Annotated in this window: 22 protein-coding genes; 13 read left to right on the top strand and 9 right to left on the bottom strand. The window is 70.8% G+C overall.

The genetic code is table 11. From position 1 onward, the window contains the following. Positions 1-226: 226 nt before the first annotated feature. The 3 genes from AMYAL_RS0137590 (at position 227) to AMYAL_RS50605 (ending at position 4,742) form a co-directional block, all read left to right on the top strand. Positions 227-2,929 (top strand): helix-turn-helix transcriptional regulator, encoded by a 2,703-nt coding sequence (locus AMYAL_RS0137590; protein ID WP_020636456.1) that lies wholly within the window; start codon positions 227-229, stop codon positions 2,927-2,929. Between the two features lie 239 nt (positions 2,930-3,168). Then, the gene (locus tag AMYAL_RS47175) at positions 3,169-4,287 is read left to right on the top strand and encodes an AfsR/SARP family transcriptional regulator (protein WP_245193268.1); all 1,119 of its coding nucleotides are present in this window, start codon (positions 3,169-3,171) and stop codon (positions 4,285-4,287) included. Continuing rightward, positions 4,284-4,742 carry a hypothetical protein gene (locus AMYAL_RS50605; RefSeq protein WP_245193266.1) on the top strand — a complete coding sequence of 153 codons (459 nt, stop codon included), beginning with the start codon at positions 4,284-4,286 and terminating at the stop codon, positions 4,740-4,742. The genes AMYAL_RS47175 and AMYAL_RS50605 overlap by 4 nt, the downstream gene beginning before the upstream one ends. Before the next feature lie 16 nt (positions 4,743-4,758). On the opposite strand, the gene AMYAL_RS0137580 is transcribed toward AMYAL_RS50605, so the two are convergent. Beyond that, a complete protein-coding gene (locus tag AMYAL_RS0137580) occupies positions 4,759-5,952 on the bottom strand; it encodes an MFS transporter (protein ID WP_020636454.1) in 1,194 nt (397 codons plus the stop codon). A gap of 56 nt (positions 5,953-6,008) precedes the next feature. Here AMYAL_RS0137580 and AMYAL_RS0137575 point away from each other — a divergent pair, with 56 nt between their 5' ends. After that, positions 6,009-6,554, top strand: coding sequence for a hypothetical protein (locus AMYAL_RS0137575; protein WP_245193264.1), 546 nt, complete (start codon positions 6,009-6,011; stop codon positions 6,552-6,554). 114 nt (positions 6,555-6,668) lie between these two features. Beyond that, entirely contained in the window at positions 6,669-8,054 is a 1,386-nt protein-coding gene (locus AMYAL_RS0137570) for a PepSY-associated TM helix domain-containing protein (RefSeq protein WP_020636452.1), read from the top strand. Here the strand turns inward: AMYAL_RS0137570 and AMYAL_RS0137565 are convergent. After that, positions 8,044-8,955, bottom strand: coding sequence for an SDR family NAD(P)-dependent oxidoreductase (locus AMYAL_RS0137565; RefSeq protein ID WP_020636451.1), 912 nt, complete (start codon positions 8,953-8,955; stop codon positions 8,044-8,046). The two genes, AMYAL_RS0137570 and AMYAL_RS0137565, sit on opposite strands and share 11 nt — an antisense overlap. 79 nt (positions 8,956-9,034) lie before the next feature. Between AMYAL_RS0137565 and AMYAL_RS0137560 the strand changes: the two genes are divergently transcribed. Beyond that, positions 9,035-9,610 carry a TetR/AcrR family transcriptional regulator gene (locus AMYAL_RS0137560; RefSeq protein ID WP_020636450.1) on the top strand — a complete coding sequence of 192 codons (576 nt, stop codon included), beginning with the start codon at positions 9,035-9,037 and terminating at the stop codon, positions 9,608-9,610. Here the strand turns inward: AMYAL_RS0137560 and AMYAL_RS0137555 are convergent. The 4 genes from AMYAL_RS0137555 to AMYAL_RS0137540 all read right to left on the bottom strand — a co-directional run bounded on the left by AMYAL_RS0137555 (position 9,607) and on the right by AMYAL_RS0137540 (position 15,692). Then, a complete protein-coding gene (locus AMYAL_RS0137555; RefSeq protein ID WP_026467767.1) occupies positions 9,607-12,249 on the bottom strand; it encodes an ATP-binding protein in 2,643 nt (880 codons plus the stop codon). The genes AMYAL_RS0137560 and AMYAL_RS0137555 overlap by 4 nt on opposite strands. A gap of 210 nt (positions 12,250-12,459) precedes the next feature. Continuing rightward, positions 12,460-13,635, bottom strand: a complete 1,176-nt coding sequence (locus AMYAL_RS0137550) for a 4-hydroxybenzoate 3-monooxygenase (protein ID WP_020636449.1) — start codon at positions 13,633-13,635, stop codon at positions 12,460-12,462. A gap of 32 nt (positions 13,636-13,667) precedes the next feature. Continuing rightward, a complete protein-coding gene (locus AMYAL_RS0137545; protein WP_020636448.1) occupies positions 13,668-14,441 on the bottom strand; it encodes an IclR family transcriptional regulator in 774 nt (257 codons plus the stop codon). A gap of 12 nt (positions 14,442-14,453) precedes the next feature. Next, on the bottom strand, positions 14,454-15,692 hold the full coding sequence (locus AMYAL_RS0137540) for an SLC13 family permease (protein WP_020636447.1): 1,239 nt from the start codon (positions 15,690-15,692) through the stop codon (positions 14,454-14,456). A 71-nt stretch (positions 15,693-15,763) separates the two neighbouring features. Between AMYAL_RS0137540 and AMYAL_RS0137535 the strand changes: the two genes are divergently transcribed. Continuing rightward, a complete protein-coding gene (locus AMYAL_RS0137535) occupies positions 15,764-16,987 on the top strand; it encodes an FAD-binding protein (protein WP_020636446.1) in 1,224 nt (407 codons plus the stop codon). Here the strand turns inward: AMYAL_RS0137535 and AMYAL_RS0137530 are convergent. After that, positions 16,984-17,334 (bottom strand): hypothetical protein, encoded by a 351-nt coding sequence (locus AMYAL_RS0137530; RefSeq protein WP_020636445.1) that lies wholly within the window; start codon positions 17,332-17,334, stop codon positions 16,984-16,986. The two genes, AMYAL_RS0137535 and AMYAL_RS0137530, sit on opposite strands and share 4 nt — an antisense overlap. A gap of 104 nt (positions 17,335-17,438) precedes the next feature. On the opposite strand from AMYAL_RS0137530, the gene AMYAL_RS0137525 reads away from it, so the two are divergent. Next, positions 17,439-18,611 carry an aminotransferase-like domain-containing protein gene (locus AMYAL_RS0137525; RefSeq protein ID WP_143267700.1) on the top strand — a complete coding sequence of 391 codons (1,173 nt, stop codon included), beginning with the start codon at positions 17,439-17,441 and terminating at the stop codon, positions 18,609-18,611. 33 nt (positions 18,612-18,644) lie between these two features. Here AMYAL_RS0137525 and AMYAL_RS0137520 read toward each other — a convergent pair whose 3' ends face one another. Beyond that, positions 18,645-19,580, bottom strand: coding sequence for a helix-turn-helix domain-containing protein (locus AMYAL_RS0137520; protein WP_020636443.1), 936 nt, complete (start codon positions 19,578-19,580; stop codon positions 18,645-18,647). Positions 19,581-19,679: 99 nt separating this feature from the next. On the opposite strand from AMYAL_RS0137520, the gene AMYAL_RS0137515 reads away from it, so the two are divergent. Next, complete coding sequence (locus AMYAL_RS0137515; protein ID WP_020636442.1) at positions 19,680-20,681, top strand: saccharopine dehydrogenase family protein; 1,002 nt, start codon at positions 19,680-19,682, stop codon at positions 20,679-20,681. On the opposite strand, the gene AMYAL_RS0137510 is transcribed toward AMYAL_RS0137515, so the two are convergent. Beyond that, positions 20,671-21,177, bottom strand: a complete 507-nt coding sequence (locus AMYAL_RS0137510; RefSeq protein WP_020636441.1) for a M15 family metallopeptidase — start codon at positions 21,175-21,177, stop codon at positions 20,671-20,673. The genes AMYAL_RS0137515 and AMYAL_RS0137510 overlap by 11 nt on opposite strands. Positions 21,178-21,331: 154 nt before the next feature. Here AMYAL_RS0137510 and AMYAL_RS0137505 point away from each other — a divergent pair, with 154 nt between their 5' ends. The 4 genes from AMYAL_RS0137505 to dhbA all read left to right on the top strand — a co-directional run bounded on the left by AMYAL_RS0137505 (position 21,332) and on the right by dhbA (position 25,453). Then, a complete protein-coding gene (locus AMYAL_RS0137505; protein ID WP_020636440.1) occupies positions 21,332-22,066 on the top strand; it encodes a response regulator transcription factor in 735 nt (244 codons plus the stop codon). Further along, positions 22,063-23,469, top strand: coding sequence for an ATP-binding protein (locus AMYAL_RS0137500; protein WP_020636439.1), 1,407 nt, complete (start codon positions 22,063-22,065; stop codon positions 23,467-23,469). Before AMYAL_RS0137505 ends, AMYAL_RS0137500 begins: the two co-directional genes overlap by 4 nt. Continuing rightward, a complete protein-coding gene (locus tag AMYAL_RS0137495) occupies positions 23,466-23,927 on the top strand; it encodes a GerMN domain-containing protein (RefSeq protein ID WP_020636438.1) in 462 nt (153 codons plus the stop codon). The genes AMYAL_RS0137500 and AMYAL_RS0137495 overlap by 4 nt, the downstream gene beginning before the upstream one ends. Positions 23,928-24,703: 776 nt before the next feature. Then, positions 24,704-25,453: a 2,3-dihydro-2,3-dihydroxybenzoate dehydrogenase gene (gene dhbA, locus AMYAL_RS0137490; RefSeq protein WP_020636437.1), complete on the top strand. Its 750-nt coding sequence runs from the start codon at positions 24,704-24,706 to the stop codon at positions 25,451-25,453. Positions 25,454-25,497: the final 44 nt, after the last annotated feature.

The raw sequence follows: 25,497 nt of genomic DNA, 5'->3' as shown, positions 1-25,497 counted from the left end.
AGGGGGCGGCCGGTACGACGGGCACGGGTGTGGTGGACCTCGGTGGGCCGGGCGGCGGTGGCTCGACGCCGTCTTGCCGTGCTCGACCCCTGGTGCATGGGACCGAAGCTAGGCCGGTCGTGTTGACACGCTGTCTACATCCTGTGGACGCCGCCGGGGAGTCCTGACCGGACAGTGTGGGTATCGTCGGACTAGGCCATCCGGCCGAGGGGAGGGACACCGCACCATGCCGCTTTTCGGACGGGAATCCGAGCTGAAGGACCTGAACGAGCTCGTCGACGGCCCTGCCTCGGGCTGCGCCGGGGTCCTCGTCCAGGGCGAACCCGGTATCGGCAAGTCCGCCGTCGTGGCGGAGGCCGTGGCCTCGGCGACCGTCGGGGGCCTGCGGGTGCTGCGCGCGACCGGTGTCGAGGCGGAACGGAACTTCGCCTACGCGGCCCTGCATCAGCTGCTCCATCCGCTGCGAGCCGGTGCGGACACCCTGCCCGCGCCGCAGCGGTCCGCGCTCTGGGCGGCGCTGGGGCTCGCCGATGGGGCCGAACCCGGCGCGTACCTGGTCGGCCTCGCCGCGCTGACCCTGCTTTCGGAGGAGGCGGCGGTCAAACCGCTGCTGATCGTCGCCGAGGACGTCCACTGGATGGACCGCGAGAGCGCCGACGTCCTCGCGTTCGTGGCCAGGCGGATCGACACGGAGCCGATCGTCCTGATCGCGACCCTCCGGGACGGGGAACCGTCGCCGCTGCGCGACGCGGGACTGTCCTCAATGGACCTCGAACCCCTGCCCGGCGAGGTGGCGGCCGAGCTGCTCGACTCCGTCGCCCCCTGGCTCACGTCCTCGGTCCGGTCCCGGCTGCTCGCCGAGGCGGCCGGGAATCCACTGGCCCTGACCGAACTGCCGTCGGCCGCGACCGAGGCGCCCGATCCCGTGCTGCCGCTCACCGAACGGCTCGAGCGCGCGTTCGGCGACCGGTTCACCGCCCTGCCGGAACCGGCGCGCACGACCCTGCTCGTGGCCGCGCTGAACGAGACCGGTTCGCTCACCGAAACTCTCGCGACGGCGAGCGCGCTGCTGGGCGACGAGGTCGAACTGTCGGCTCTGACGCCCGCCGTCGAGGCGCGGTTGATCGACCTCGAACCCCGGACGGTCGCCTTCCGGCACCCGCTGATGCGTTCGGCCATCCCCGCGTCGGTGCGGCTCGAGGAACGGCGGCGCGCGCATCTGAGCCTCGCCGAGACCTTCCGTGACCAGCCGGACCGTCGAGCCTGGCATCAGGCCGCGGCGGCGACCGGTGCCGACGAAGACGTGGCCGCCGAACTGGAGAACGCCGCCGACCGTGCCCGGCACCGCGGCGGAGCGGCAGCCGCCGTCGCCGCGCTGGAGCGGGCCGCCGCGCTGAGCTCCGATCCGGACCGGCGGGCGGACCGGTTGCTGCGCGCGGCCGAGCTGGCCGTCGAATCCGGTGGCCGGGAGACGGCGGAACGACTCGTCCGGGACGCCCGCGCGGGAGACCTCACCCCGCGGCAGCGATCGACGGCGAGCTGGTTGCTCAGCGGGTTCGAAGACGGCGTCCGCGAAGACCTCTCCCGGATCGCGGAGCTGGCGCGGCTGGCCCGGTCGGTCGCGGAAGACGGGCAGCCGGATCCGGCGATGCGTGTCCTGTGGGGTGCCGCCATGCGCTGCTTCTGGGCCGAACCCGGCGCGGACGCGCGGCGAACGCTGCTGGCCGTCGCGGACGGACTCCCGGTCGAGAACTCGGATCCGCGGCTGGTCGCCGTCGCCGCGTACGTGGCGCCGTTCGAACGGGCGGAGTCCGTGCTCGGCGAGCTGCGCGGACTCGCCGCCACCACCGGAGCCGATCCCGAGGTCGACCGCTTTCTGGGCAGTGCGTCGCTGCAGGTCGGCGCGGTCGACCTGGCCGCCCGGTTCTCCGCGGCCGCGGCGCCGGGACTGCGGGCGCAAGGACGACTCGGGTTGCTGCCGCGGGCCTTGGCGGTCCAGGCGTGGAGCCGGGTCCGGCTCGGCGACCTGGCCGCGGCCGTGCCGGTCGCGGCGGAGGCGGCCAAATTCGCCAAGGAGACCGGCCAGCCGTTCATGTACGGCTTCGCCACCGCGGTCCAGGCCGAGATCGCCGCGCTGCGGGGCGAGCACAAACAGGCCAAGGCGCTGGCCGACGAAGCGGAACGGATCGGGCTCGCGGCCGGCGCCCGGCCGGTACTGGCGACAGTGCAGCTCGCCAGGGGTATCGCGGCGTCGAGCGAGGGCCGTTTCGACGACGCTTTCGCCGATCTGCGGCGTCTGTTCGACCCCGCCGATCCCGCCTTCCAGCTGGCGCTGCGCGTCTACTTCGTCGCGGAGATCACCGAGGTCGCGATCCGGGCGGGCCAGGTCGAGGCACTGCGCGAGATCGTCGCGGAGATGGAGCGGCTGGCGCTGTCGACTCCGGCGCCCGCGTTGCACATCGGCTTGCGCTACGCCCGAGCGGTGCTCGACCCGAGTGACGAACTGTTCGAGGCCGCCTTGGGCGCGGACCTGGACGGCTGGCCCGCCGAACGCGGGCGGCTGCAGCTGGCCTACGGCGAGTGGCTGCGACGGCAGCGGCGAGCGGTGGACTCGCGGGGTCGTCTGCGCACCGCGCGGGAGACGTTCGACGCGCTCGGCATGACCGCCTGGGCCGAACGAGCGCGCCGTGAACTGCGCAGCGCGGGGGAGTCCAGTCCGAACCGCGGCCCGGACGCGAGCGAGAAACTGACCCCGCACGAGCTGAGCATCGTGGAACTGGCCGCGGAAGGACTGACGAACCGGGAGATCGGGCAGCGGCTGTACCTGTCCCACCGGACGGTCGGCACGCATCTGCACCGGATCTTCCCGAAGCTCGGGGTGAGTTCCAGGTCCGAGCTCAAGGGGGCATTGGGTCTCGTGAGTGGTTAGGACGGTTCTAACTGTCCTAACCACTCGACCACCGAGAGACCGCGCAGCCCGGACACAGGCCGCGTGTCGCGAAAGCCACTTTCGCGACGTCTGATGTCCCGAAAGTGGCTTTCGCGACACGATCGCCGGGACGGACGGCGCCGACGAAGCAGGACGCCCAGCCCCTGGGTGGGCGACGTACGCCGACGACGTCGTCCGACAGGCGCGGAGGCCGCCGGTACCCGCCTACCTTTTCGCTCATGTCCCACCTGCCGCAGGAAGTCCGGTACCGCTTCACCGTGCTCGGCCCGCCCGGTTTCACCAGCGGCGGCACCCGGCTGGACCTGGGCTCGCCGCAGCAGCAGGCCGTTCTGACGCTGTTGCTGGCCAACGCGGGCAATTTCGTCCGGACCGGCGAGCTGATCGACGGGCTCTGGGGCGAACGGGCACCCGCGACCGGTGAAGCCGTCATCCGCACCTACATCTCCCGTCTCCGGCGGCTTCTCTCCTTGCAGGGACTGGGGTCGGCGATCATCTCGCGGTCCGGCGGCTATCGGCTGGACCTGGATTCCTGCGAGGTGGACGCGGCCGAGTTCGCCGGGCTGATCGAGAGCGCGCGTCAGGCACACACCGTCCAGGAGGCGGCGCAGCTGCTGGAGCGGGCACTCGGTCTCTGGACCGGGACGGCGCTGGCCGGTGTCCCCGGCGAAGCGGCCGAACACGAGCGCTCACGGCTGGAGCGGCTGAAGCTGACCGCCACCCAGGAGTTACTCCGGCTGCGTCTGGAACTCGGGGAGCACGACGAGGTGATGGCCGAGATGCCCGTGCTGATCGAGCGGAACCGCCTCGAAGAGCCGCTGTACGAGATCTATCTGCTCGCCCTCCATCGCGGCGGGCGCCGGGCCGAGGCGCTCGAACTCTACCGGGCGGTCCACGACCTGTTCGACGAAGAACTCGGAGTCCGGCCAGGGGCGAAACTGCGGGCGCTGCACGAGAAGGTGCTTCGCGCGGACGACGAACGGGCACCGGTCCGCCGTGCGCCGGACTCGCTGTTCGTCGGCCGCGAGCGCGAACGCGCCGAATTCCGGCGGCTGCTCGCGAGAGATCCGGCCAAGGGCGCCGAGGTGCTGTTCTTCACCGGTGCCCCCGGTGTCGGGAAGTCGGCCTGCTGCGGAAGCTCGCCGACGACGCGGCCGCCATGGGCAAGCCGGTGCGGCTGGTCGACGCGTTCGAGGACCTCGACGAGCCCGCCGACGTCTTCCGCCGCCTGCCCGAAGGCGCCACCGTCGTGGTCGCCGGCCGCACCGGCCCGGACGCCACGATGCTGGTCGATCCGGCATGGTCGGGGAGGATCAGGCTCCGGAAACTCGAAGCCTTGAGCGAAAACGAGTCCGCGGCACTGCTCGAAGCGCGTGATGTCGACCCGCTCCTGCGGAAGTCCATTGTGGACTTCGCGGCGGGCAATCCGTTCGCGCTCTCCCTGGCCGCCGAGATCAGCAGGTCACCGCGGGCGGACGCGGAACGCTACGTCGTCGACACCGTTTACACGCATCTGGCCGGAAATCCGCCGTCGGAGGCACACCGGTGGGCCTTGTACGTGTGCGCGGAAGCGGACCACACCACCGAAGACCTCCTCCGATCCGTGCTGCCGGGAGGACGGTCTTCGGAGCTGTTCGACTGGCTCCGCGACCATCCCTGTGTCGAGACCGCCACCGAAGGCCTTGTGCTCGGAGGTGTGCTCCGCGAGGTGCTCGACAGGCACCTCCGGTGGCGTGACCCGGCGGGCCGCGCACGGATGCGCGGCCGGATCAGCCGGGTCACGACCGGCCGCTGACTTCGCAAGCAGCCGGCTAAGCGCGGGCGGTCGCGGCGGCCCGAAAGTCACGCGAAGAGGGAACGAGTGCCGCGGCGGCCGGCGCGGCGAAACAGACGACGGCGCACACCGCCAAGACCGGCGTCGCCCCGAAGCCGTCGATCGCGGGCGCGATGAACGCCAGCCCGGCGGGCGCCAGGCCGTAGGAGAACAGGAAGTCCAAAGAGGACACCCGCGCGAGCTTCCCCGGTTCGACCTCCCGCTGGGTCGCGGTGAACCACGGGACGTTGAACAGTTCGATGCCCAGCCCCGCGACGGCGTAGGCGGCGATGACGACGGCCGGGTGCACGGGGAACAGCAGGCTCAGTGGCGCGAAGCCGTAACAGCCGAGTCCGGTCAGCGCCGCCCAGCCCTGCCGCTTCGGCCGCCAGCGGGCGATGACGACGGCGCCCGCGAGCGCGCCGAGCGTGTACGCGGTGAGCCCGCCTGCCAAGACGGCTTCGGTGTCATAGCGGTCGCGGCTGACCAGCGGCAACACGACACCGGTGGCGGAGTAGCCGGTCGCGATCACGGCGGTCAGCGCGCCGAGCCCGGCGAGGAACCACGGGTGACGGCGGGCTTCGCGGAGACCGTCGGCGAACTCGCCGAAGAAGCGGGTCCTGGCGGCGGCCGGAGCCGGGGCGAAAGTGCCCCGCGGCGGGATCAGCGCGGTGCCCAGCCACAGCACCCCGGTGCCGAGCACCAGGGCCGTCGTCGAGGCGACCTGCGAGAGCAGGGCGGTGAGACCGGGCGCGACGAGCGTCGTGACCCGGACGGCCAGTGTCATCGCGGCATTGGCCTGCTGGCGCCGGTCTTCGGCGATCACCTCGGCGGTCAGCGCCTGGAACGCCGGGCGGCACGCGCCCTGCCCGATCCCGACGACGGCGGCAGCGGCGGCCGTCAGCAGGACGGACCGGCCCATGCCCGCCGCGATCAAGGGCGTGGCGAGACCCGCGATCATGCCCGCCCACAGCACGACCTGCCGGCGGGAGTGCCGGTCGGCGAGCACCCCCGCCACCGGGACGGCCACCAGGAATCCCACGGTGCGGGCGGCCAGCACGATGCCGAGGTCAACGGCCGAAAGCGAGCGTTCGAGCACGGCAAGGCCGAGGACGAACGGGAGGGCCCAGGTCGCCAGCCCGGAGGCGGTGTTCCCGGTCCAGAGCCGGAGGAACGACAGGCTGCGGAACACCGGGGGACGATATCAAGGAGAGACAGAAGGCCCGGTCGCGCTCTACTCTGCCTCCCGTGCGCACGCCGACCACGAGCCGAGGCCCGGCCAGGCGCCTCCGCGGCGGGGTCGTGGGGGTCCTGACCGGTACCTTGGCGACCGGTGCGCACGTCAGCACCAGCGGACGTGTTCCCGACCTCGGCGTGGTCGTCCTGCTCGTCGCCCTCCTGAGCTGGGTGGCCTACGCGTTCGCGGGACGACGGCGCGGTCCGCTCGCCATTCTCTGCCTGGTCGCCGGCGGGCAAGCGGCGATGCACGCCTCCCTCGGCTTCCTGACCTGGGAGTCGCATTCCCATCAGGCGGGACCGCCGGGCAGCGGCCCGCTCATGATGGCCGGGCACGGTGTCGCGACCCTCGTGGTGGTCACGGTGCTCGCCGGTGCCGAGCGCGTCCTGTTCGCCCTCACGACGTTGATCGCTTCGGTCCTCCCGCGCCGCTTGTCTCCCCGGCCCGCGACGGCGCCCCTGCGCATCCATGTCCCGCTCGCGGTGAAGTACCCCGCGACCGAGGCGCTCCTGCGAGACGTGCTTTCGCGGCGCGGTCCGCCGGTGACGTCCGCCTGATCCCCGAAACCCTGCCGGGACCCGTGTCCTGGCAGGGCTCAGCACGCGCGCCGTGACCACTCCGGCGCGCGGCGCAGGCGCACGCCTCCCCACCCACGCCTCAGGAGTTCCCCCATGGCAACGCGAATCGAATCGACCACGAGCCCGCCGCGCGCGACCGGCTGGCGCGGGCTGTTCCTCCGTCTTCACTTCTACGCCGGCGTTCTCGTCGGCCCGTTCGTCCTCATCGCCGCGCTCACCGGTGTCCTGTACGCGGCGACGCCGCAGATGGAGTCCTGGCTCTACGCCGACCAGCTGCGGGCACCCGTCGGGCTGAACCAGGTCTCGCTCGCCGATCAGGTCAAGGCGGCGCAAGTCAGTAACCCCGGTGGCGAGCTGGTCGCCGTCCGCCCCGCCCCCGAGCCGGGCGACACGACCCGCGTCCTGTTCGCCGAAAAGGGACTCGGCGAGTCCGAACGGCGCGCGGTCTTCGTCGACCCGGCCACCGCGCAGGTGCGCGGCGACCTCGTCGCGTACGGCTCTAGCGGCGCCTTGCCGCTCCGGACCACCCTCGACCAGCTGCACCGCAGCCTGCTGCTCGGCGAACCGGGCCGCCTCTACAGCGAACTCGCCGCGTCCTGGCTGTGGGTGGTCGCGCTGGGCGGTCTCGTGCTGTGGGTGAGCCGCCGCCGGGCCCGCCGGACCGAGAAGGCCGAGTCCGACCGCGGGAAGTCGGTGCGCCGTCACGGGTCCGTCGGGCTGTGGGTCCTGCTCGGCGCCTTGTTCCTGTCCGCGACAGGGCTGACGTGGTCGGCGTACGCGGGCGAGAACGTCTCCGCGCTGCGAGAGTCCCTCGGGTGGGCCACCCCGGCGCTGAAGGTGACGGGCGCCGACGAACACGCCGGGCACGCGGGTCACGGGGAGGCGCCCGCCCCCGCTCCCGCGAGCCCCGAGAGCGTGGACGCGATGCTGGCCTCGGCCCGCGCCGCCGGGATCGACGCGGCCTCGGTGGAGATCGGGCTGCCCGCGAAACCCGGCGCTCCTTGGCAGGTGGCGGAAGTCGAGCGGGGCTGGCCGACGCAGGTCGACGCCGTCGCGGTCGACGGGACCACCGGGCAGATCCTGGGTGAGGTGCGGTTCGCCGACTACCCGCTGATGGCGAAGCTCGCCCGCTGGGGGATCGACGCGCATATGGGCGTGCTCTTCGGCTGGCCCAACCAGATCCTGCTGCTCCTGCTCGGCGCCGGGCTGGTCACGCTGGTCGTGCTCGGCTACCGGATGTGGTGGCGGCGCAGGCCGACCAAGGCCACCGGGCTGACGTTCGGGCGGCCGATCCCGCGCGGTCAATGGCGGAAGGCGCCGCCCGCCCTGGTGGCGGGCCTTCTCGTCCTCGCCGCCGCGATCGGCTGGTTCGTGCCGCTGTTCGGCATCAGCCTGCTGGCGTTCCTGGTGATCGACCTGCTGCTGGGCCTGCGGTCCGGCCGTGGGGCGAAAACGGAATCCGGCGACGTCACCGTGTGACCGCGACGCCGGTGAGGCCGACGCTCGCCGCCCACAGCCGGGCGGCGAGCCCGGCGTCGGCCAGCTTGCCGCGAACGGGTTCTCGCCGGGGTTCACCGCGCAGGCCGAATACCCGCGGACCGTACATCTCACCGCCGCGCACGGCCGGGTCGAGCACGGCGCGGACGGCGGGCCAGGCCCCGGCTTCCTTGCCCTGCAACAAAAGCCCGGCCGGGAACTTCCGGCCCTCGGCCGCCGGGTGCACCGGCCGCGGCGGGGTCAGGGAGTCGAGCGCGCCACCGGGATGGTCGACGACGCTCAGCACCGTGCTCCCGGCGGCGCGCAGCCGCCTGTCGAGTTCGAAGGCGAACAGCATCTGAGCCAGCTTCGAGCGCGCGTAAGTGCGCTTGGGCTGGTGGTCCCGCTTGTTCTGGAGGTCGTCCAGATCGAGTTCGGCGGACTTGCCCACGAAGCTGCCCGTGGCGACCACGCGGCCTGCCTCCGCCGCTTCGAGCAACGGCATCAGGTGGTGCACCAGGACGAAATGCCCGAGATGGTTGGTGGCGAACGTCAGCTCGTGGCCATCCGGAGTCTCGCGCCTCGGCTGGTTCTCCAGGAGCACGCCCGCGTTGCAGACGACGGCGTCGAGCCTCTCGATCCCCAGACTGTCCACAGAGGACTTGATGGACGAGAGATCGGAGAGGTCGAGCCGCAGGTGCCCGAGTTTCGCGCCAGGGACCTGGCTTCGGATCGACGCCATCGCGGCGTCGGCCTTGGCAGCGTCCCGGCTGCCGAGGACCACGGTGGCGCCGGTCCCGGCGAGCTGCTCGGCGGCGAAGTAGCCGATTCCCGCGTTGCCGCCGGTGACCAGGAAGGCCTTGCCGTCGGCGCGCGGCAGGTGGTGGACATCCCAGTGCGTCATGATGGTCCTCTCAAAGTCGAAGTCACTTCGAATATACACTCATGTCGAATTCGGAGTGACTTCGATGTAAGGTGGTCGCATGGGACAGACCGAGCCGGGCAGACGCGAACGCAAGAAGGCGGCCACCCGTCAGGCCCTGTCGGGGGCGGCGCGAGACCTCTTCCTGGCGCGGGGCTTCGACAACGTCACCGTCGCGGAGATCGCGGACGCCGCGGACACGGCGGTGTCCACGCTGTTCGCGCACTTCCCCGGAGGCAAGGAGGCGCTGGTCCTCGGCCACGGGCGCGAACGCGAGGCGGCACTCGCCGCCGCGGTACGCACCCGCGCCGAGGGTGTCTCGATCCTGCGGGCGTTGCAGGACTTCCTCGCGACCCGCGGTCCGTTCGACCCGGATCCCGATCCGCTGGCCCGCCGCGTGGCGGATCTGGTGGTCGCCACCCCGGCACTGCGCGCCTACGCCAGGACACTGTGGACGGGGTGCGAGGACGCGCTCACGAAGGTCGTCGCCGAACAGAGCGGGCGGGACGATTTCTCCGTGCGGCTGCTGGCCCGCTACGTCCTCGAGGTCCCGGACCTGGCCGGTGTCGAACCGGATCCGGCCGCCGCGCTGGACGCCGCGTTCGTCTTCCTGCGGCGGGGCTGGCCGGGGTTCTAGTTGACGGACTCGTCGTCGAGTTCGGCGAGCTGCTGTGCGACGCGGTCGGCGTCGGCCGCGCGTTCCTGGGTCCGGTTGAGACGCAGGGCCTGCTGCCAGACCAGCCGGGCCTCGGCCCGGCGCTGGAGCGCGGCCAGTGACTGGCCGAGATGTTCGAGGGTGTCGGCCTCGTAGTAGGTCGCACCCAGGTCCCGGCACAGTTCCAGTGATTCGTGGAACTGGTCCAGTGCCTGGTCGTATTCGCCGCAATGGTGGGCGATGTAGCCCAGGGTGTCCAGGGTGACCGCCTGGCCTTGGCGGTTGCGGGCGTCCCGGAACAAGGCCAGTGCCTGCTCGCACGACGAGCGGGCGTCGTCGTACTGGCCCAGCCGTGCCTGGTGCCAGCCCATCCTGTCGAGCGCTTCGGCTTTCCAGACCAGGTTGTCCAGCGGCTCGAACAACCGGAACGCTTCCTTCGCGTGGTTGAGCGCGAGCCGGTCGTTGTTCTGCTGCCGCCAGACCATGATCAGGTCGTAGTAGGACCGGGCCTCGCCGTGCGTGTCGCCGGTCTGCTTGGCCAGTTCGCGGCCCCGGTACAGATGCTCCAGCGCTTCGGTGAGCCGCTGCGACCGGGCGTAGGCCTGACCCAGCAGCCGATGCGCCAGGCCTTCGATCGTGGCGTCGTCCAGGTCGCGCGCGGCGGCCAGCCCGGCTTCCCAGGTGGTCCGCTGTTCGTGCAGGTGGCCGCGTCGCCACAGGTAGCCGTGCAGGGTCCACGCCAGCTGCCAGACCTGCGTCTCCCAGCCGAGTCGTTCGGCGGTCGTCTGCGCGGCGATGAGGCACGGATGTTCCTGGTCGAACCAGGCCAGGATGGAACTGTCGTCGGTGAAGGAAGGCAGTTCGAACTCCATCGGCGCGTCGCCGATCTCGACCTTCTTCCGGTCGGGGTACAGCATCCGTTCGCCCGCGTAACCGGCGTGGATGTAGTACGAAATCAGCCCGTGCAGCTTGCCGAGTGCCTGATCGTCCTGTCTCGCCCATTCGGCCGCGTAGAGGCGGACCAGGTCGTGCATGCGATACCTGGTCGGCAAGTAGCGTTGCAGAAGATGTGCTTCCTCCAAGCGCCGCAACAGGGTGCGCGCCTGGTCGGGCTTCAGGTTCGTCAGCACCGCCGCGGCGGCCTCGCCGATGTCCGGACCAGGGGCCAGGCCCAGCACCCGGAACACCTCGGCCGTCTGCGCGTCGAGAGCTTGGTAGGACAAGGACAGGACGGTGCGCAGGTTCGCGGAGAGCCCGCCGCCGTCCAGCGCGTCCAGCCGGGCCGAGGCGTCACCCAGGTCCGCGGCCAGCGCCGCGAGCGGGAAGTCGTGGTGGGCGGCCGCGTGGGCGGCGACGATGCTCAGCGCCAGCGGCAACCCGGCGCAGTAGCTCACCAGATCGTTCACCGCGTCGGGCTCGGCGTCGACGCGGTGCGGCCCCAGGCGTTTCGCCAGCAGTTCACGGGCTTCGGTGTCGTTCAGGGTGCCCAGGCTCAGCGGACGGGCGCCGTGGGCGACGATCAGTTCGGTGGGCTGGTGCCGGGTCGTGATCAGCACGGTGCAGCTGGAACTCTGGGGGAGCAGCGGGACCACCTGCGCGCCGCCGCGGGCGTTGTCCAGCAGGATCAGCATGCGCCGGTCGGCGACCTTGCGCCGGTACAGCGCGGCCTGCGCGTCGGTGCCGACCGGGATGTCCCGTTGCGAGGGGCACAACGCCTCCAGGAAACTGCGGATCGCGACCTCGGCCGCCACCGGCGCACCGGACGGGTCGTAACCGCGCAGGTTCACGTAGAGCTGCCCGTCCGGGAAACGGTCGATGTTTTCGTGTGCCCATTCCAGCGCCAGCCAGGTTTTCCCGATTCCGCCCATGCCGCTGACCACCATGATGGGCGTGGTGCCTTTGAACTCGGCGTCGACAATCGACGACGCGGTCAGTTCGGCGAGTTCGCGGATGCGCCCGGTGAACAGTCCCGATCTGGCTGGCAACTGCCTCGGCGCCGAAATCTCCGTCAATTGTTCGGTTTCTCGCTGGTAGGGATGGTCGGGAAGACAGATCCAGGCGCGGGTTGTCGTCTCCTTCACCTTCACCGTTGTCGGCTGATAGCGGCTGGGATCGTCAATGGAGCTGTTCTGGACGACTTCTTCGAAGAACCAGTCGGAAACGATGAAGGCCAGTACGCCTGGCGACTGGGCCAGCGACGTTTTCAGCGCGGGCGCTTCGATCAGCCGGAACGCGCGAATGATCGACGGGCCGGTGACGCCTTGGGTGTCGTGTTTGATTTCGCCCGCGTGCAGCGCCATGCGCAACCTGATGCGTTCCTCGGGCCGCGGGGCGCTTTCGTTGTATTGCAACAGGGCCTTGATCAGCATCTGCGGCAACGATTCGATGAACGGCGCCTTGGGTACCTGGGGTGCTATCAAAACGAGCACGCCGTCGCCGCGATCTTCGTGGTAACAGTCGTCCCAGGAAATGTTCGCCGCATTGAGCGCCCAGCGCAAAACCTGATATAATCCGTCGCGAACCGCTTCTTGAATGGGATTGCGCTGACGTTCGGCGGCGCCGAATCCTTCCACGTCGAGGACCAGTAGCATGCGGTGGCCGGGCTGTGTGGAGTAGGCCATGCGATCAACCCCTCGTCGCGGTGTCGAGCCCATGCTACCGGACGATCAAGATATCGATTGGTGTTCCGGTCCGGTCCCGCTTAGCCGAGTGCCGGGCAGGGTGATAAACCCCGGTGGCGGGAAAGTGCCGCGGCGACTTCTGCCGATAAACCTCCGGGCACCGGGAGACTTTCACTGTCGCCGAAAAACGGCGACAGTGACCATCTCGGATCAGAACCCGATGGGCAGGCCCGCGTAGTTCTCCGCCAGTCCCGCGCGGCCCGCCTCGCTCCGCGCCAGCCAGCGTAACTGCGAAAGCTGCAGTTGGCGGTCGAATGGATCGCCCGATTGGTGCAGCATCGTCGTCATCCACCACGAAAAATGCGTACAGCGCCAAACCCGGCGCAGCGCGGTGTCGGAGTAGGCGTCGGCGAGCGCGGAGTCCTTGTCCCGCAGCAAAGCGGCCAGGGCGGGGGCGAGCAGCGCGACGTCGGCGACGGCGAGGTTGAGGCCTTTGGCGCCGGTGGGCGGCACGATATGGGCGGCGTCCCCGGCGAGGAACAGGCGTCCGTGCCGCATGGGCTGCTGTACAAAGCTGCGCATGGGCAGCACGCTCTTGTCGGTGATCGGTCCGGGCGTGAGCGTCCAGCCGTCCTGGCCGTGGCCGAGCCGGGCCGCGAGCGCCGCCCAGATCCGTTCGTCGGACCACGTGCCGATGTCGGTGCCGTTGGGCACCTGCAGGTACAGCCTGCTGACGGTGGCCGAACGCATCGAATGCATGGCGAAACCGTCGGGATGCCAGGCGTAGATGAGCTCGTCGGTCGACGGGGCGACGTCGGCGAGGACACCGAGCCAGGAGTACGGATAGGTACGTTCCCAGGTCTGTTTCGTGGCGTCCGGAATCGCGGTGCGGCAAGGCCCGAAGGAGCCGTCGCAGCCGACGACGACGTCGGCGTCGAGCCGCTGCGACGTGCCGTCCGCGTCGGTGAAGGTGACGTAGGGCCGGTCGGTCTCGATGTCGTGCACGGCGGTGTCGGTGACTTCGTAGCGGATCTCTTGCCCGGCCGCCGCGCGCGCCTTGCCGAGGTCCTTGGTCACCTCGGTCTGACCGTAGACGGTGACGCTTCGCCCGACCAGGTCCACGAAGTCGAGATGGTGCCTTTCCTCCGGCCACTGCAGATAGATGCCGCGATGCTCGTCGCCCTCGCGGTCGAGCCGGTCGCCGAGACCCGTCTCGCGCAGGAGGTCCACTGTGGACTGTTCGAGAATGCCCGCCCGGATCCGCGCCTCGACGTACTCGCGCGAGCGGGTTTCCACGATCACCGAGTCGATCCCGGCCAGATCGAGCAGATGCGACAGGAGCAGTCCGGCCGGGCCGGCGCCGACGATGGCGACTGGGGTTCGCATGACCGGAGTCTGGCCGCGTGGCGGTCGAACTCCTAGCGTTCGCTTCCACTCAGTGAAACTCGCAGGCTTCGGCCGATTCCGGCGGCCGCCACCTGGAGCGCGGAGACCAGCCGCGCCCGCCCGCGGCTCAGATCGGGAACGACCAGGCCGAGCGCCGCGACGACCTCACCACCGGCGGACGCCCGGATCGGGACGGCGACCGAGCAGGCGCCTCGGCTCATCTCTTCGACGGTCTGCGCGTAGCCCTCCCGCCGGACTCGCCTCAACTGCTCGCGAAGCCGTCCGGGCTGGGTGACGGTGTACGGCGTGACGCGGGTCAGCGAGGCGAGCACCTGCCGCTGGACGTCCTCCGGCGCCCAGGCCAGCAGGACCTTCCCGACGCCGGTGGCGTGCAGCGGCAACCGCCCGCCGATCCGGCTGACCACCGGCACGGACGCGTTCCCGGAGAGCCGGTCGAGGTAGAGCACCTGGTCACCGTCCCGTTCACCGAGATGCACGGTGGCACCTGTCGCGCCGTAGAGATCCTGGAGGAAGGGCGCGGCGACCTGGCGCAGTTCGAACTGGACTGGGGCGAGCAGCCCGAGATCCCACAGCCGCCTGCCGATGGCGTAGCGGTCATCGCGCCGCTCCAGCGCACCCAGCTCCACGAGTTCGCGCGCGATCCGGTGCGCGGTCGGCAGCGGCAGCCCGGCGCGGGCGGCGAGTTCGGTCAGTGACAGCTCGCGGTGATCGACGTCGAAGGCGCCGAGCAGCGCGAACGCCCGCGAGACGACACCGGCGCCGGGGGTGGACAGGTTGCCGGGCATGCGCCCAGCTTCTCACTGAGCGGAAGTGAGGGCGAGCCCGAGCCACAGCCCGGCGACGGCGAGCACGATGGACGCCGGAACGGTGAGCAACCCGAGCCGCGTGAACTCGCCGAGCTCGGGCCGGGTGTCGTGCCGGTGCAGGATCCGCCGCCACAACAGCGTGGCCAGCGAGCCGACGTAGGTGAGGTTCGGCCCGAGGTTGACCCCGATCAGCACGGCCAGCACCACCGGGGTCCCGCCCGCGGCGGCGAGCGGCAGCAGGACGAGCACCGCGGGCAGGTTGTTGATCAGGTTGGCGAGCACGGCCGCCACCGCGGCGGCGCCGAGCAGGGCGGGGAACGAGCTGGAGGTCGGCACCAGATGGCTGAGCGCCTCGTCCAGTCCGTTGTCGACGACGGCGCGGACCACGATCGCCAGCGCGAGCACGAAGGCGAGGAAGGGGATGCTCGCGGACCGGACGATCGCGGCGGGGGAGGTCCGCCGCTGCGCGAGGGCGCGGCACGCCAGGACGGCGGCGCCGGCGAACGCGGCCCACGCGGGACTGACGTCCAGCAGGGAGGTGACCACGAACCCGGCCAGCGTCAGGCCGAGGACGACCAGCACGAACGCCGGGACCTTCCCGGCCGGGACCGCTTTCCCGCCGCGGGGCCGGGCCGCCAGGTCGGCGGCGAAGAACCGGCGGAACACCAGGTACTCGGTGAGCACCGCCGCGAGCCAGGGCAGGGTCATCAGCGCGGTGAACCGGAGGAACGAGATACCGGTCGCGGCGACGGCGAGCAGATTGGTCAGATTGGACACCGGCAGCAGCAACGACGCCGAGTTCGCCAGATGCGTGCAGGCGTAGGCGTGCGGTTTGGCCCGCGCGCCCATCCGCGCGGCGGTGGCGAACACGACCGGCGTCAGGAGCACGACGGTGGCATCCAGGCTGAGCACCACGGTGACCGCCGCGGCGACGGCGAACACCGCGGGCAGCAGCCGTCGCGGCTTTCCCCGGCTGAACCGGGCCATGAGCGTCCCGGCCGCCTGGAACAGTCCTTCGTCGTCGCACAGCTTGGCCAGCACGAGCACCGCGGCGAGGAAACCGACGACCGGGGCGAGCCTGGCCACCTCGTCGAGGGCGTCGGGGAACGAGATCGCCCCGGCCGCCAGCACGATCGCGGCGGCGGGGACGGCGGCGACCGCCTCCGGCAGGCCGCGTGGCCGGATCACCGCGAAGGCCAGGACGACCAGCAAGAGCGCGATGGAGACCATCTCGCCGGGAATGCCCGTCAGGGGAATCCTCCTCCGTGTGAAGCCGACTCGGGCAATCTAAGCTGGGACTGGTGCGCGAGACGAACTGGGCGGGAAATCAGACCTTCACCGCCGAACGGATCCTGCGTCCGCGCACGGTCGAACAGGTCCAGGACGCGGTCGCCGGGGCGAGCGCGGTCAAGGCACTCGGCAGCGGGCATTGCTTCAACGACATCGCGGACTGTCCCGGCGGTGTCCAGCTCGATCTGTCCGCGCTCGACGTCGAGACCGAACTAGACGCTGAGTCCGCGACGGTCACGGTGCCGGCGGCGGCGCGATACGGCGACATCGCCGTCCAGGTGCACGCGGCCGGATTCGCGCTGGCCAACCTCGCTTCACTGCCTCATTGCACGGTCGCGGGCACCGTCGCGACGGCGACCCACGGTTCCGGACGGCGCAACCGGAGCCTCGCGTCGGCGGTGTCCGGGGTGGAGCTGGTCACCGCGGACGGTGAACTGAGGACCTACGAGAGGCACGACGGCGTGGTCGTCGGCCTCGGCGCGCTGGGCGTGGTGACCCGGCTGACCCTCGACCTGGTGCCGTCCTTCGACCTACGCCAGGACGTCTTCGACGGCTTGCCCTGGCAGTCGGCGTACGAGCACTTCGACGAGATCCAGGACGCGGGTTACAGCGTCAGCATGTTCACGAACTGGGCGCGCGACTCGATCGACCAGGTCTGGATCAAAGGGTCAGGACAGCCGGGCCCGGAGTTCTTCGGGGCGAGGGCGGCGGACGGGCCGCGGCATCCGGCCCACGCGGCGGGCGTCCGGGCGGACAACTGCACGCGGCAGCTCGGGGTCACGGGGCCGTGGCACGAGCGGATCCCGCATTTCCGCCTGGACTTCACCCCCAGTGTCGGGAACGAACTGCAGACCGAGTACTTCGTGCCCGTGCGGCACGCCGTTGCCGCGATAGAGGCCCTGCGCGGCATCGGGCACCGGCTGGCGCCCGTGCTGCTCACCTCGGAGATCCGCACCGTCGCGGGGGACGAGCTGTGGCTGAGCCCGTTCCACGGCGGTGACCGGATCGCGCTGCACTTCACCTGGCGCCCTGAGGAGGACGCGGTCCGCACGCTGCTTCCCCTGATCGAGGAACGCTTGGCGCCCTTCGGGGTCCGGCCGCACTGGGGGAAGCTCTTCCACCGTGCCGCGGACTACCCGAAGCTCGCCGATTTCCGCGCGCTGGCCGTCGAACTGGACCCGGACGGCAAGTTCCGGAGCCCGTTCGTGCGGCGGCACGTCTTCGGGGGCAGCTAGTCCGATTGCGACCACGCGGCGACGGGCAGTGAGAGATACACGCCGACGTCGTCGATCCCGGTCGCGGATTCGATGCTCGTCCGCAGCAGATCCACCCGCTCCTGGCGGTTGTCCGCCCGGCTCGGGAACCACTTCGACCGGACCTCGACCAGCAGGTCCAGCCCGAAGCGGTCGAACGGCCCCGGCCGACGGAAGCGCAGCTCGACGTCGCCCGGCTGAAGGTCGCCGTCGTAGGGCTCCTCGGGGCATTCCACCGCGACGGACACGAGATGCGGCAGCACCGAACCCAGTTCACGGAGCTTGGCTTCGGAAAGTTCGGGGGAGTAGGTGATTTCCACGAGCGGCACGTCCGCCAGCCTAGCTGCTATCGTGGCGGTAGTTGCTTGCTCGCACGGGAAGATCCCCGGCTGCTGCACCATCGGAGCCGCACGTTTCTCCCCGAGGAGCTTCCATGTCTCTTCCCCTGGCCCGTCGCATGGACGGCGTCACCAGTTCTCCCGTGCGCGACCTGCTCGCGCTCACCGCACGCCCTGGCGTGATCTCCTTCGCCGGTGGCATGCCCGCGCCGGAACTGTTCGATGTGGACGGCCTCCGCGCCGCCTTCGGCCGGGCACTCGCCGACGAGTTCGCCCCGCGCACCTTGCAGTACTCGCCCACCGAAGGGAATCCGCGGCTGCGCGAGCAGCTCGCGCAGCGGCTGTCCGGTCGCGGGCTCCCGACCACTGTGGACGATCTGCTGGTCACCACGGGTTCCCAGCAGGGCCTGCAGTTGCTGAGTTCCGCGTTGCTCGACCCCGGCGCCACCGTGCTGGTGGAGGAACCGGTGTACCTGTCCGCGCTGCAGTGTTTCCGGCTCGCGCAGGCGCGGATCGTGCCCGTTCCCGGTGACCCGGAGGGGATCGACCCGGCCGCGCTGGACGAGATCGCCGCCAGGGAACGGCCTTCGCTGCTCTACCTGGTGCCGACGTTCTCGAATCCGTCCGGCCGCACCACCGGCCCCGCGCGACGCCGTGCGCTCGCGGAAGTGATCGCGCGCCACGGGTTCTGGCTCGTCGAGGACGACCCGTACCACGAACTGCGGTATCGCGGTGAACGCGAAGAACCGATGTCGGCCCGTCCGGAACTCGCCGGCCGCGCGATCTACCTCGGCAGCTTCTCGAAGGTGATCGCCCCTGGCATGCGGCTGGGCTGGCTCCGCGCACCGAGCGAACTCCTGCGCCGCGTCGCGATCCTCAAGCAGGCGAACGATCTACACACCTCGACCATCGACCAGGCGGCCGCGGCCGAGTACCTGGCGACCGCGGATCTCGACGCGCAGGTGCGGAAACTGTGCGCGACCTACCGTGTGCGCCGGGACGCGATGCTGGCCGAACTGCCCGCGATCACCCCGCCGGGGACGACATGGACCGACCCGGACGGCGGGATGTTCGTCTGGGTCACCCTTCCCGCCGGGACGGACACGGACCGGCTGCTTCCCGAGGCGCTGCGGCATGACGTCGCCTTCGTGCCCGGCTCGGCGTTCCAGGTGGGGGAGCCGGACCGGTCGGCGTTGCGGCTCTCGTTCGCCACGCACGCGCCGGACACGATCGCGGAAGGGCTGCGGCGGCTCGGAAAGGCCCTTTGAGCGGCCTGTGGACGGCGGCTGTCGCGGGCTTGGTCACGTCGAGGATTCCTTGGCCGCGCGGAAGGTGCGGCGGTAAGTGTCCGGCGGCACCCCGACGGTCCGGTTGAAATGCCGCCGCAACGTGGCGGCGGTGCCCATCCCGGTGGCCTCCGCGATGGCCTCGACGCTGTCGTCGGTGCGCTCCAGGAGTTCCTGCGCGCGGCGGATGCGCTGGATCAGCAGCCAGCGCAGCGGGGTCGTCCCGGTCGCCGTCCGGAAATGCCTCGCCAGGTTGCGTGAGCTCATGTTGGCGTGCCTGGCGAGGTCCTCGACGGTCAGCGGCCGGTCCAGCCGCCCGGTGATCCAGGGGAGCAGGCCGCCGAGCGGATGGTCGTCCTGTTCGGGCACCGGTGCGGTGACGAACTGGGCCTGCCCGCCCGCGCGGTGCGGCGGGACGACCAGGCGGCGGGCGACGGTGTTCGCGACCGCCGAGCCGTGATCCGAGCGCACCAGATGCAGGCACAGATCCATCGCGGCGGCCTTGCCAGCCGAGGTGAGCACGCTGCCGTTGTCGACGTAGAGGACGTCCGGATCGACCTCGACCAGGGGATGGCGGGCGGCGAGTACGTCGGTGTGCGCCCAGTGCGTCGTCGCGCGGCGGCCGTCGAGGAGGCCGGCGGCCGCCAGCACGAACGCGCCCGTGCAGAGGGACGCGACCCGTGCGCCCGCTTCGTGGGCGGCGCGGACGGCGTCGACGAGGTCGGCGGGCGGAGGGACGTCGATGTCGGCCCAGCCGGGGACGATGACGGTGCCGGCGCACGCGAGGTGATCGAGTCCGTGGTCCGGTTCGAGCAGGAACCTGCCGACCTTCACCGGTGCCGGACCGCAGACACTGAGTTCGTATCGCAGGGGTGAGTCGAAGACCTCCTGGGCGATGGCCAGTTCGAACTGGAGCATCCCGTCCGTGGCGGCGAGGGCGACCGTGCTCATGTCCGAAAGTGTACGCATGATGGCGTTCCGGACACTGTCGGCAAGCGGTCCCCGGCGCCACGATAGTCCACAGTGGATCAGCCGAGGGCAGGAGAACCGATGGGTACGTACGACATCGCGGTGTTCGGGGCTTACGGGCACACCGGGCGGTTCGTGGTGGAGGAGTTGCGCGAGCGCGGGTTCGGCGTGCTGGCTGTGGGGCGGGACGAGGCCAGACTGCGCGACCTGCCGTGGCCTGATCTCGAAGTCCGGCAGGCGTCGGTCGGTGACCCGGCTTCGCTCGACCGCGCCTTCGCGGGCGCGGACGCGGTGATCAACGCCGCCGGGCCGTTCGCCGACACGGCCGCCCCGGTGATCGAGGCGGCGCTGCGGGCCGGTGTCCCGTACCTGGACGTGGCGGCGGAGCTCGAAGCGAACATCGACACCTTCGCGCAGTTCGGCGACCGTGCCGGGGGAGCGATCGTGATCCCGGCGATGGCGTTCTTCGGCGGCCTCGGCGACCTGATGGTCACCGCCGCCATGGGCGAGTGGACGTCCGCCGACGAAGCGCACATCGCCTACGGGCTGAGCAGCTGGCATCCGACGGAAGGCACCCGCGCGGCGGGCAGGGTCTCACGGGAGCGGCGCCAGGGGCAGCGGATCCGGTTCTCCGGCGGCCGGATCGAATATCGTGACGACGCGCTGCCCGCCTCGGACTGGGACTTCCCCGCGCCGCTCGGGACCCGCGCCGTGCTCGGCGAGTTCTCGATGGCCGACGTCGTCACCGTCCCGAGGCATCTCGCCATTCCCGAAGTGACCACGTACATGACCACGAACGCGGCCCGCGAAGTGGTGACCCCCGAGACGCCGTCGCCACCCGCCGGTGGCCCGTCCTCGCAGACGTTCGTGGTCGACGTCGTCGTGCGGTCCGGCGGCGCGGAACGGCGGATCACCGCACAGGGGCGGGACATCTACGCAATCACCGCTCCGCTGGTGGTGGAGGCCGTCCAGCGGGTGCTCGACGGGCGGACCAAGGCGACCGGGGTCGTCTCGGCGGGCGAGGTCTTCGACGCGGCGGACTTCCTGGCCGCGCTGGCGCCGCGGGTGACCGTCACCGGGTGACCCCCGCCTGCCAGCCGGGGTGAGGCAGCCGCGCGGGCGGTGCCTCACCGGGCCGGTACTCGAAATGCCACCATTCGTTGTCATAGATCCGGTAGAGCGCGAAGCGGGCACCGTTGTCCTCCAGCCACTGCGCGCCTTCGCGCGGCCGGACGTCCAGCGCGGTACCCCGGACGTGCGCCGAATCCTTCGGCGGCAGGACGCGCTTTCCGTTCCGTCCCGTCTCGTCGAGGAACAGGCGGTGCTGCTCGGCGGCGTCGCGGTGCCCGGAGGTGACGCCGAGCAGTGTGCGGTGCCGCCAGAACGCCTCGGTCCTGGCGTCGGTGAACGCGGCCAGGGTCCCGCCGGTCAGCCCGGCGAGGTTCTCGGCCGGGAACCGCAGCGACAGCGCCCAGCCACAGGCGAGCCGTCGGGCCCGGCCGGGGGAGCGCAGCCACGCCGGGATCAGCAGGAGCACCGCGAGGACGCGGGTGATCGCCGCGAGAACGATTTCCTTCATGCCGTTCACAGTCGCCGCCGCTTGTGAAGGCCCGATCGCGACCGAGTACGCGGACGCCGATGAAAATGTCACCGTTCCGCACGGATCACGTCGTGACAGAACGAAGACATTCCGCGGACGGTCCGCGGAAGCAACTTCGGCACCATGGCGTGTCATGGACGAGCGGATTCCGTCCGGCGCTGCGATAGTCGTCGGCATGCCCAGGGTGCTGCTCATCGAGGACGACCAAGCCGTGCGTGACGGGCTGAGCATGGCGCTGGGCGGGCGCGGCCACGCGGTCGACGCGGTGGCCACGGGCGAGGAAGGCCTTGCCCGGCTCGCGTCACGGCCGCCGGACATCGTCGTGCTGGACCTGATGCTGCCGGGGCTGGACGGCTTCGAGGTCTGCCGCCGCATCCGGGCCGCGGGCGACCTGCCGATCATCATGCTCACCGCGCGCAACGAGGACATCGACGTGGTGGCCGGGCTCGCCGCCGGCGCTGACGACTACGTGGTGAAGCCCGCGAGGGCCCAGGTGCTGGAGGCGCGGATCCGCGCGGTGCTGCGGCGGACCGGGCAGGCCTCGCCCCCGGCGCCCGCACGGTGCGAGATCGAGCGGCACGGCGACCTCGGCGTCGACCGCGCCGCGCTGACGGTGACCAAGGGCGGCGAACCCGTCGCCCTCGCCCCGACCGAACTACGGCTGCTGCTGGAGCTCACCCAGGTACCCGGCCGGGTCCTCAGCCGCCAGTACCTGCTGGAAAGCGTGTGGGAGCACGGGTACTTCGGCGACTCCCGTGTCGTCGACGCCTGTGTCCAACGGCTGCGCGCGAAGATCGAAGACGATTCGTCCGCGCCGGTGTACGTCCAGACGGTCCGCGGTTTCGGCTACCGCTTCGGGCCGCTGTGAAGCTCGGAGGACTGCGCACCCGGCTGTTGCTGGCCTTCAGCCTGCTGGTCGTGATCACCGCGGCGACGGTCGCCGGCGGCGCCTATGTCCAGTCCCGCACCGTGATCCTCCAGCAGGCGCAGGACGCCACCGCCCGCGTGCTGGTCGACAAGGCCACCAAGCTGTTCCCGCTCGGCCCGCTGCCGCCCGGCGACGGGACACTGAGCCGGATCAGCGGCGAACTGTCCGATCGTGACCTGAGTTCCCTGGTCCTCTACGCGGACAAGGCGAGCGGGAACGAGCAGCTCCGATCGCTGATCTCACCTGAGCTTCGCGAGCGGGTGAAGTCGGGAATCGTCGCGTGGCAACGTGTCGACGCCGCGGGGACACCGATGCTGGTGGTGGGCACCAGGTTCACCGTCGTGCTTCCCAGCGGGCAGCGGCAGGCGTCGGGGATCGAGGCCTACGTCGCCCGCAGCATGGAGGCGGAAGCGCGGAGCATCGACGAACTCGCCACCCGTGCCTGGCTGATCGGCGGGGCGGCGCTCGTTTTCGCCGTCGGGCTGGCCCTGCTGGCCGCACGCGGCGTCCTGCGGCCGGTGCGGGAACTGGGCGACGCGGCGCACCGGCTCGGCTCGGGTGACCTGCGGGCCCGGATCGACGTCCGCGGCTCGGACGAACTGGCCGGAGTGGCGCGCACGTTCAACGAGACGGCCGAAGCGCTGGAACGTCACGTCGGCGAGCTGGAGCGGATGGAAGCCGACGCGCGGCGGTTCGTCGCCGACGTCTCGCACGAACTGCGGACCCCGCTGGCCGCGATGACCGCGGTCGCGGACGTGCTCGAACAGGAGGCGCCGCGCCTGCACGGCGACGCCGGGCGGGCGGCGCGGATGACCATCGACGAGACACACAACCTGACCCGGCTGGTGAACGACCTCATCGAGGTGTCCCGGTTCGACGCGGGAGCCGCCGCTCTCGCGCCGGAAGAGGTCGACGTCGCCGAGGTGGTGACGGCGAGCCTGCGCATCCGCGGCTGGACGGGCGAGGTGGAGGGAGACCTGCCCGCCGGGGTCTTCGCCGGGCTGGATCCGCGGCGGCTGGACGTCATCGTGGCGAATCTGGTCGGGAACGCCTTGCGGCACGGGGAAAAGCCGGTCTCGCTCCGGCTTTCCGAAGCGGAGGAGTGGATCACGCTGGAGGTCGCGGACCGCGGTCCAGGGCTGGCGCCCGAGGTGCTGCCACACGTGTTCGACCGGTTCTTCAAGGCGGATTCGGCCAGGGCGCGGTCCGGCGGCAGCGGGCTCGGCCTGGCGATCGCCTGGGAGAACGCCCGTCTGCACGGCGGAACCCTGGTCGCGGCCAACGGTGTGGACGGGGGCGCGGTGTTCACGCTGCGCCTGCCGCGTGAAGAGGTGACGGCATGAGGAAGACCTGGTTCGCGCTGCTCCTGATCGTCGCGACGGTCGCGGCCTGCGGTATCCGGCCCAGCGGCGTGATCCCCGGTGCCTTCGCGCCTGCCGGGCCGACCAACGCGGCGGTGCTGTACTTCCTGTCCGACGGGCAGGCGATCCGGGTGCTGCGGCCGCTCGCCGGCGAACTGGCCCCGGCCAGCCCCGTCGACCTGCTCGCCGCCGGGCCGGACGAGACCGAGCAGGAACGGGGCTACCGCAGCGAAGTCCCGCCCGGCACCGCGGTACTCGACCAGGAACCCTCGCCGAACGGGGTCACGGTGACCCTCACGACCGCTGTCGCCGGGCTTTCGGCCAGGGCCGTCGACCAGATCGTGTGCACCGTCCGGGACTTTCACGGCGGGACCCCGCAGATCACCTTGCGGGGCGGGGGAACCGTTCGCGGACCGCTGTCGTGCCCCCTGCCCGGTTAGGGGGTGGCTCGTGAGTGGTAAGTGTCGTTAGCGCGGACCCGTATTTGCCTACCCACGCCTGACCTGCGCGAGGGTGGCGATTCCGGGCCTGTCGGCTCGACGGTGAAGGAATCAGGACGTTGAACGTCCTGATTCCTTCACCGTCACGGGGTCGCCCGGTCTCGGATCTTGATCAAGGTCATGCCGAACACACCCTGGGGCAGACGACGTGACGGGGGAAGATTCCGGACGTTCAACGGCCGGAATCTTCCCCGCTCGACCGCACCGCCATCCAACACAAGCTTCACCCAGCACCGAGACCGAGCGTGGAGGATTCAGGACGTTCAACGTCCCAAATCCTCCACACCCGACCACCAGTCACACCAGTGGGCAGGCAAATACGGGTCCGTGAGAACGACACTTACCACTCACGACCTGGGCGTGGGTGGCGGTTCGAGCGGGTCGCCCGGTCCCGGATCTTGATCAACGGAAGATCCGGGACGCTCACCGTCCCCGATCCTCCGTCGATCAAGGTCGCACCGGTCACGACCGGTGGCAGATACGCGACGGGGGAAGCATCCGGACGTTCAACGTCCCAGATCCTCCACACTCGACCGCCAGTCACACCAGCAGGTAGGCAAATACCGGTCCGTCAGGGAACGCGCCTTACCACTCACGAGACCTGGCCCCCTGTCCGGCGGGAGTGGTCTGAATCACCGGTGTCGGTCCCTCGCTTTGTCCGGATTCGCCCGCTAGCTTAGGCAAGGCTAAGCAAATGGGACGTGGGGTGGTTTGGCGTGGAAGGGATCGAGGGCAAGGTCGCGCTCGTCACCGGGGGTGCGCGCGGGATCGGGGCGGCCGTCGTGGACGGGCTGGCCAAGGCGGGCGCGATCGTGGCGGCGGTGGATCTCACTGAGGGGCCTTCGCGGGACGGGGTGACCTCGTTCGTCGCGGACGTCGGGGATCCCGCCGCCGTGGCGCGGGTGGTGGACGAGGTCGAACGCGGGCTCGGGCCGATCGGGATCGGGGTGTCCGTCGCGGGCGTGCTGAAACCGGGGTCGGTCTGCGAGACGAGCGACGAGGACTGGGCGGCGACCTTCGCGGTCAACTCCACGGGTGTCTTCACCGTGCTCCGCGAGATCTCCCGCCGGATGCTGCCCCGCCGGAGCGGCGTGCTGGTGACTGTCGGGTCGAACGCCGCAGGTGTCCCGCGCACCGGGATGGCCGCGTATGCCGCTTCGAAGGCCGCGGCGACGATGCTGACCCGCTGCCTCGGCCTCGAACTCGCCGGCTCCGGAATCCGCTGCAACATCGTCTCGCCTGGTTCGACCGACACTGACATGCAACGTCTACTGTGGACGGACGAGAACGGCGCGGACCGTGTCATCGCGGGAAATCAGGAGCAATACCGCGTCGGCATACCACTGGGCCGGATGGCGGAACCGGCCGACATCGCCGACGCGGTCCTGTTTCTCGCCTCCGAGCGCGCGCGGCACATCACGATGCAGAACCTCTACGTCGACGGCGGCGCCACGCTTCGCGCGTGATCTCGATGACGCAACGAAAACTTTTCGGGTCCGTATGATTAGGT

Origin of the sequence: Amycolatopsis alba DSM 44262 (assembly GCF_000384215.1) — a bacterium.
Lineage (GTDB): Bacteria > Actinomycetota > Actinomycetes > Mycobacteriales > Pseudonocardiaceae > Amycolatopsis > Amycolatopsis alba.
The sequence above is the reverse complement of the archived record's forward strand: the minus strand, read 5'-3'. Positions and strand labels throughout refer to the sequence as shown.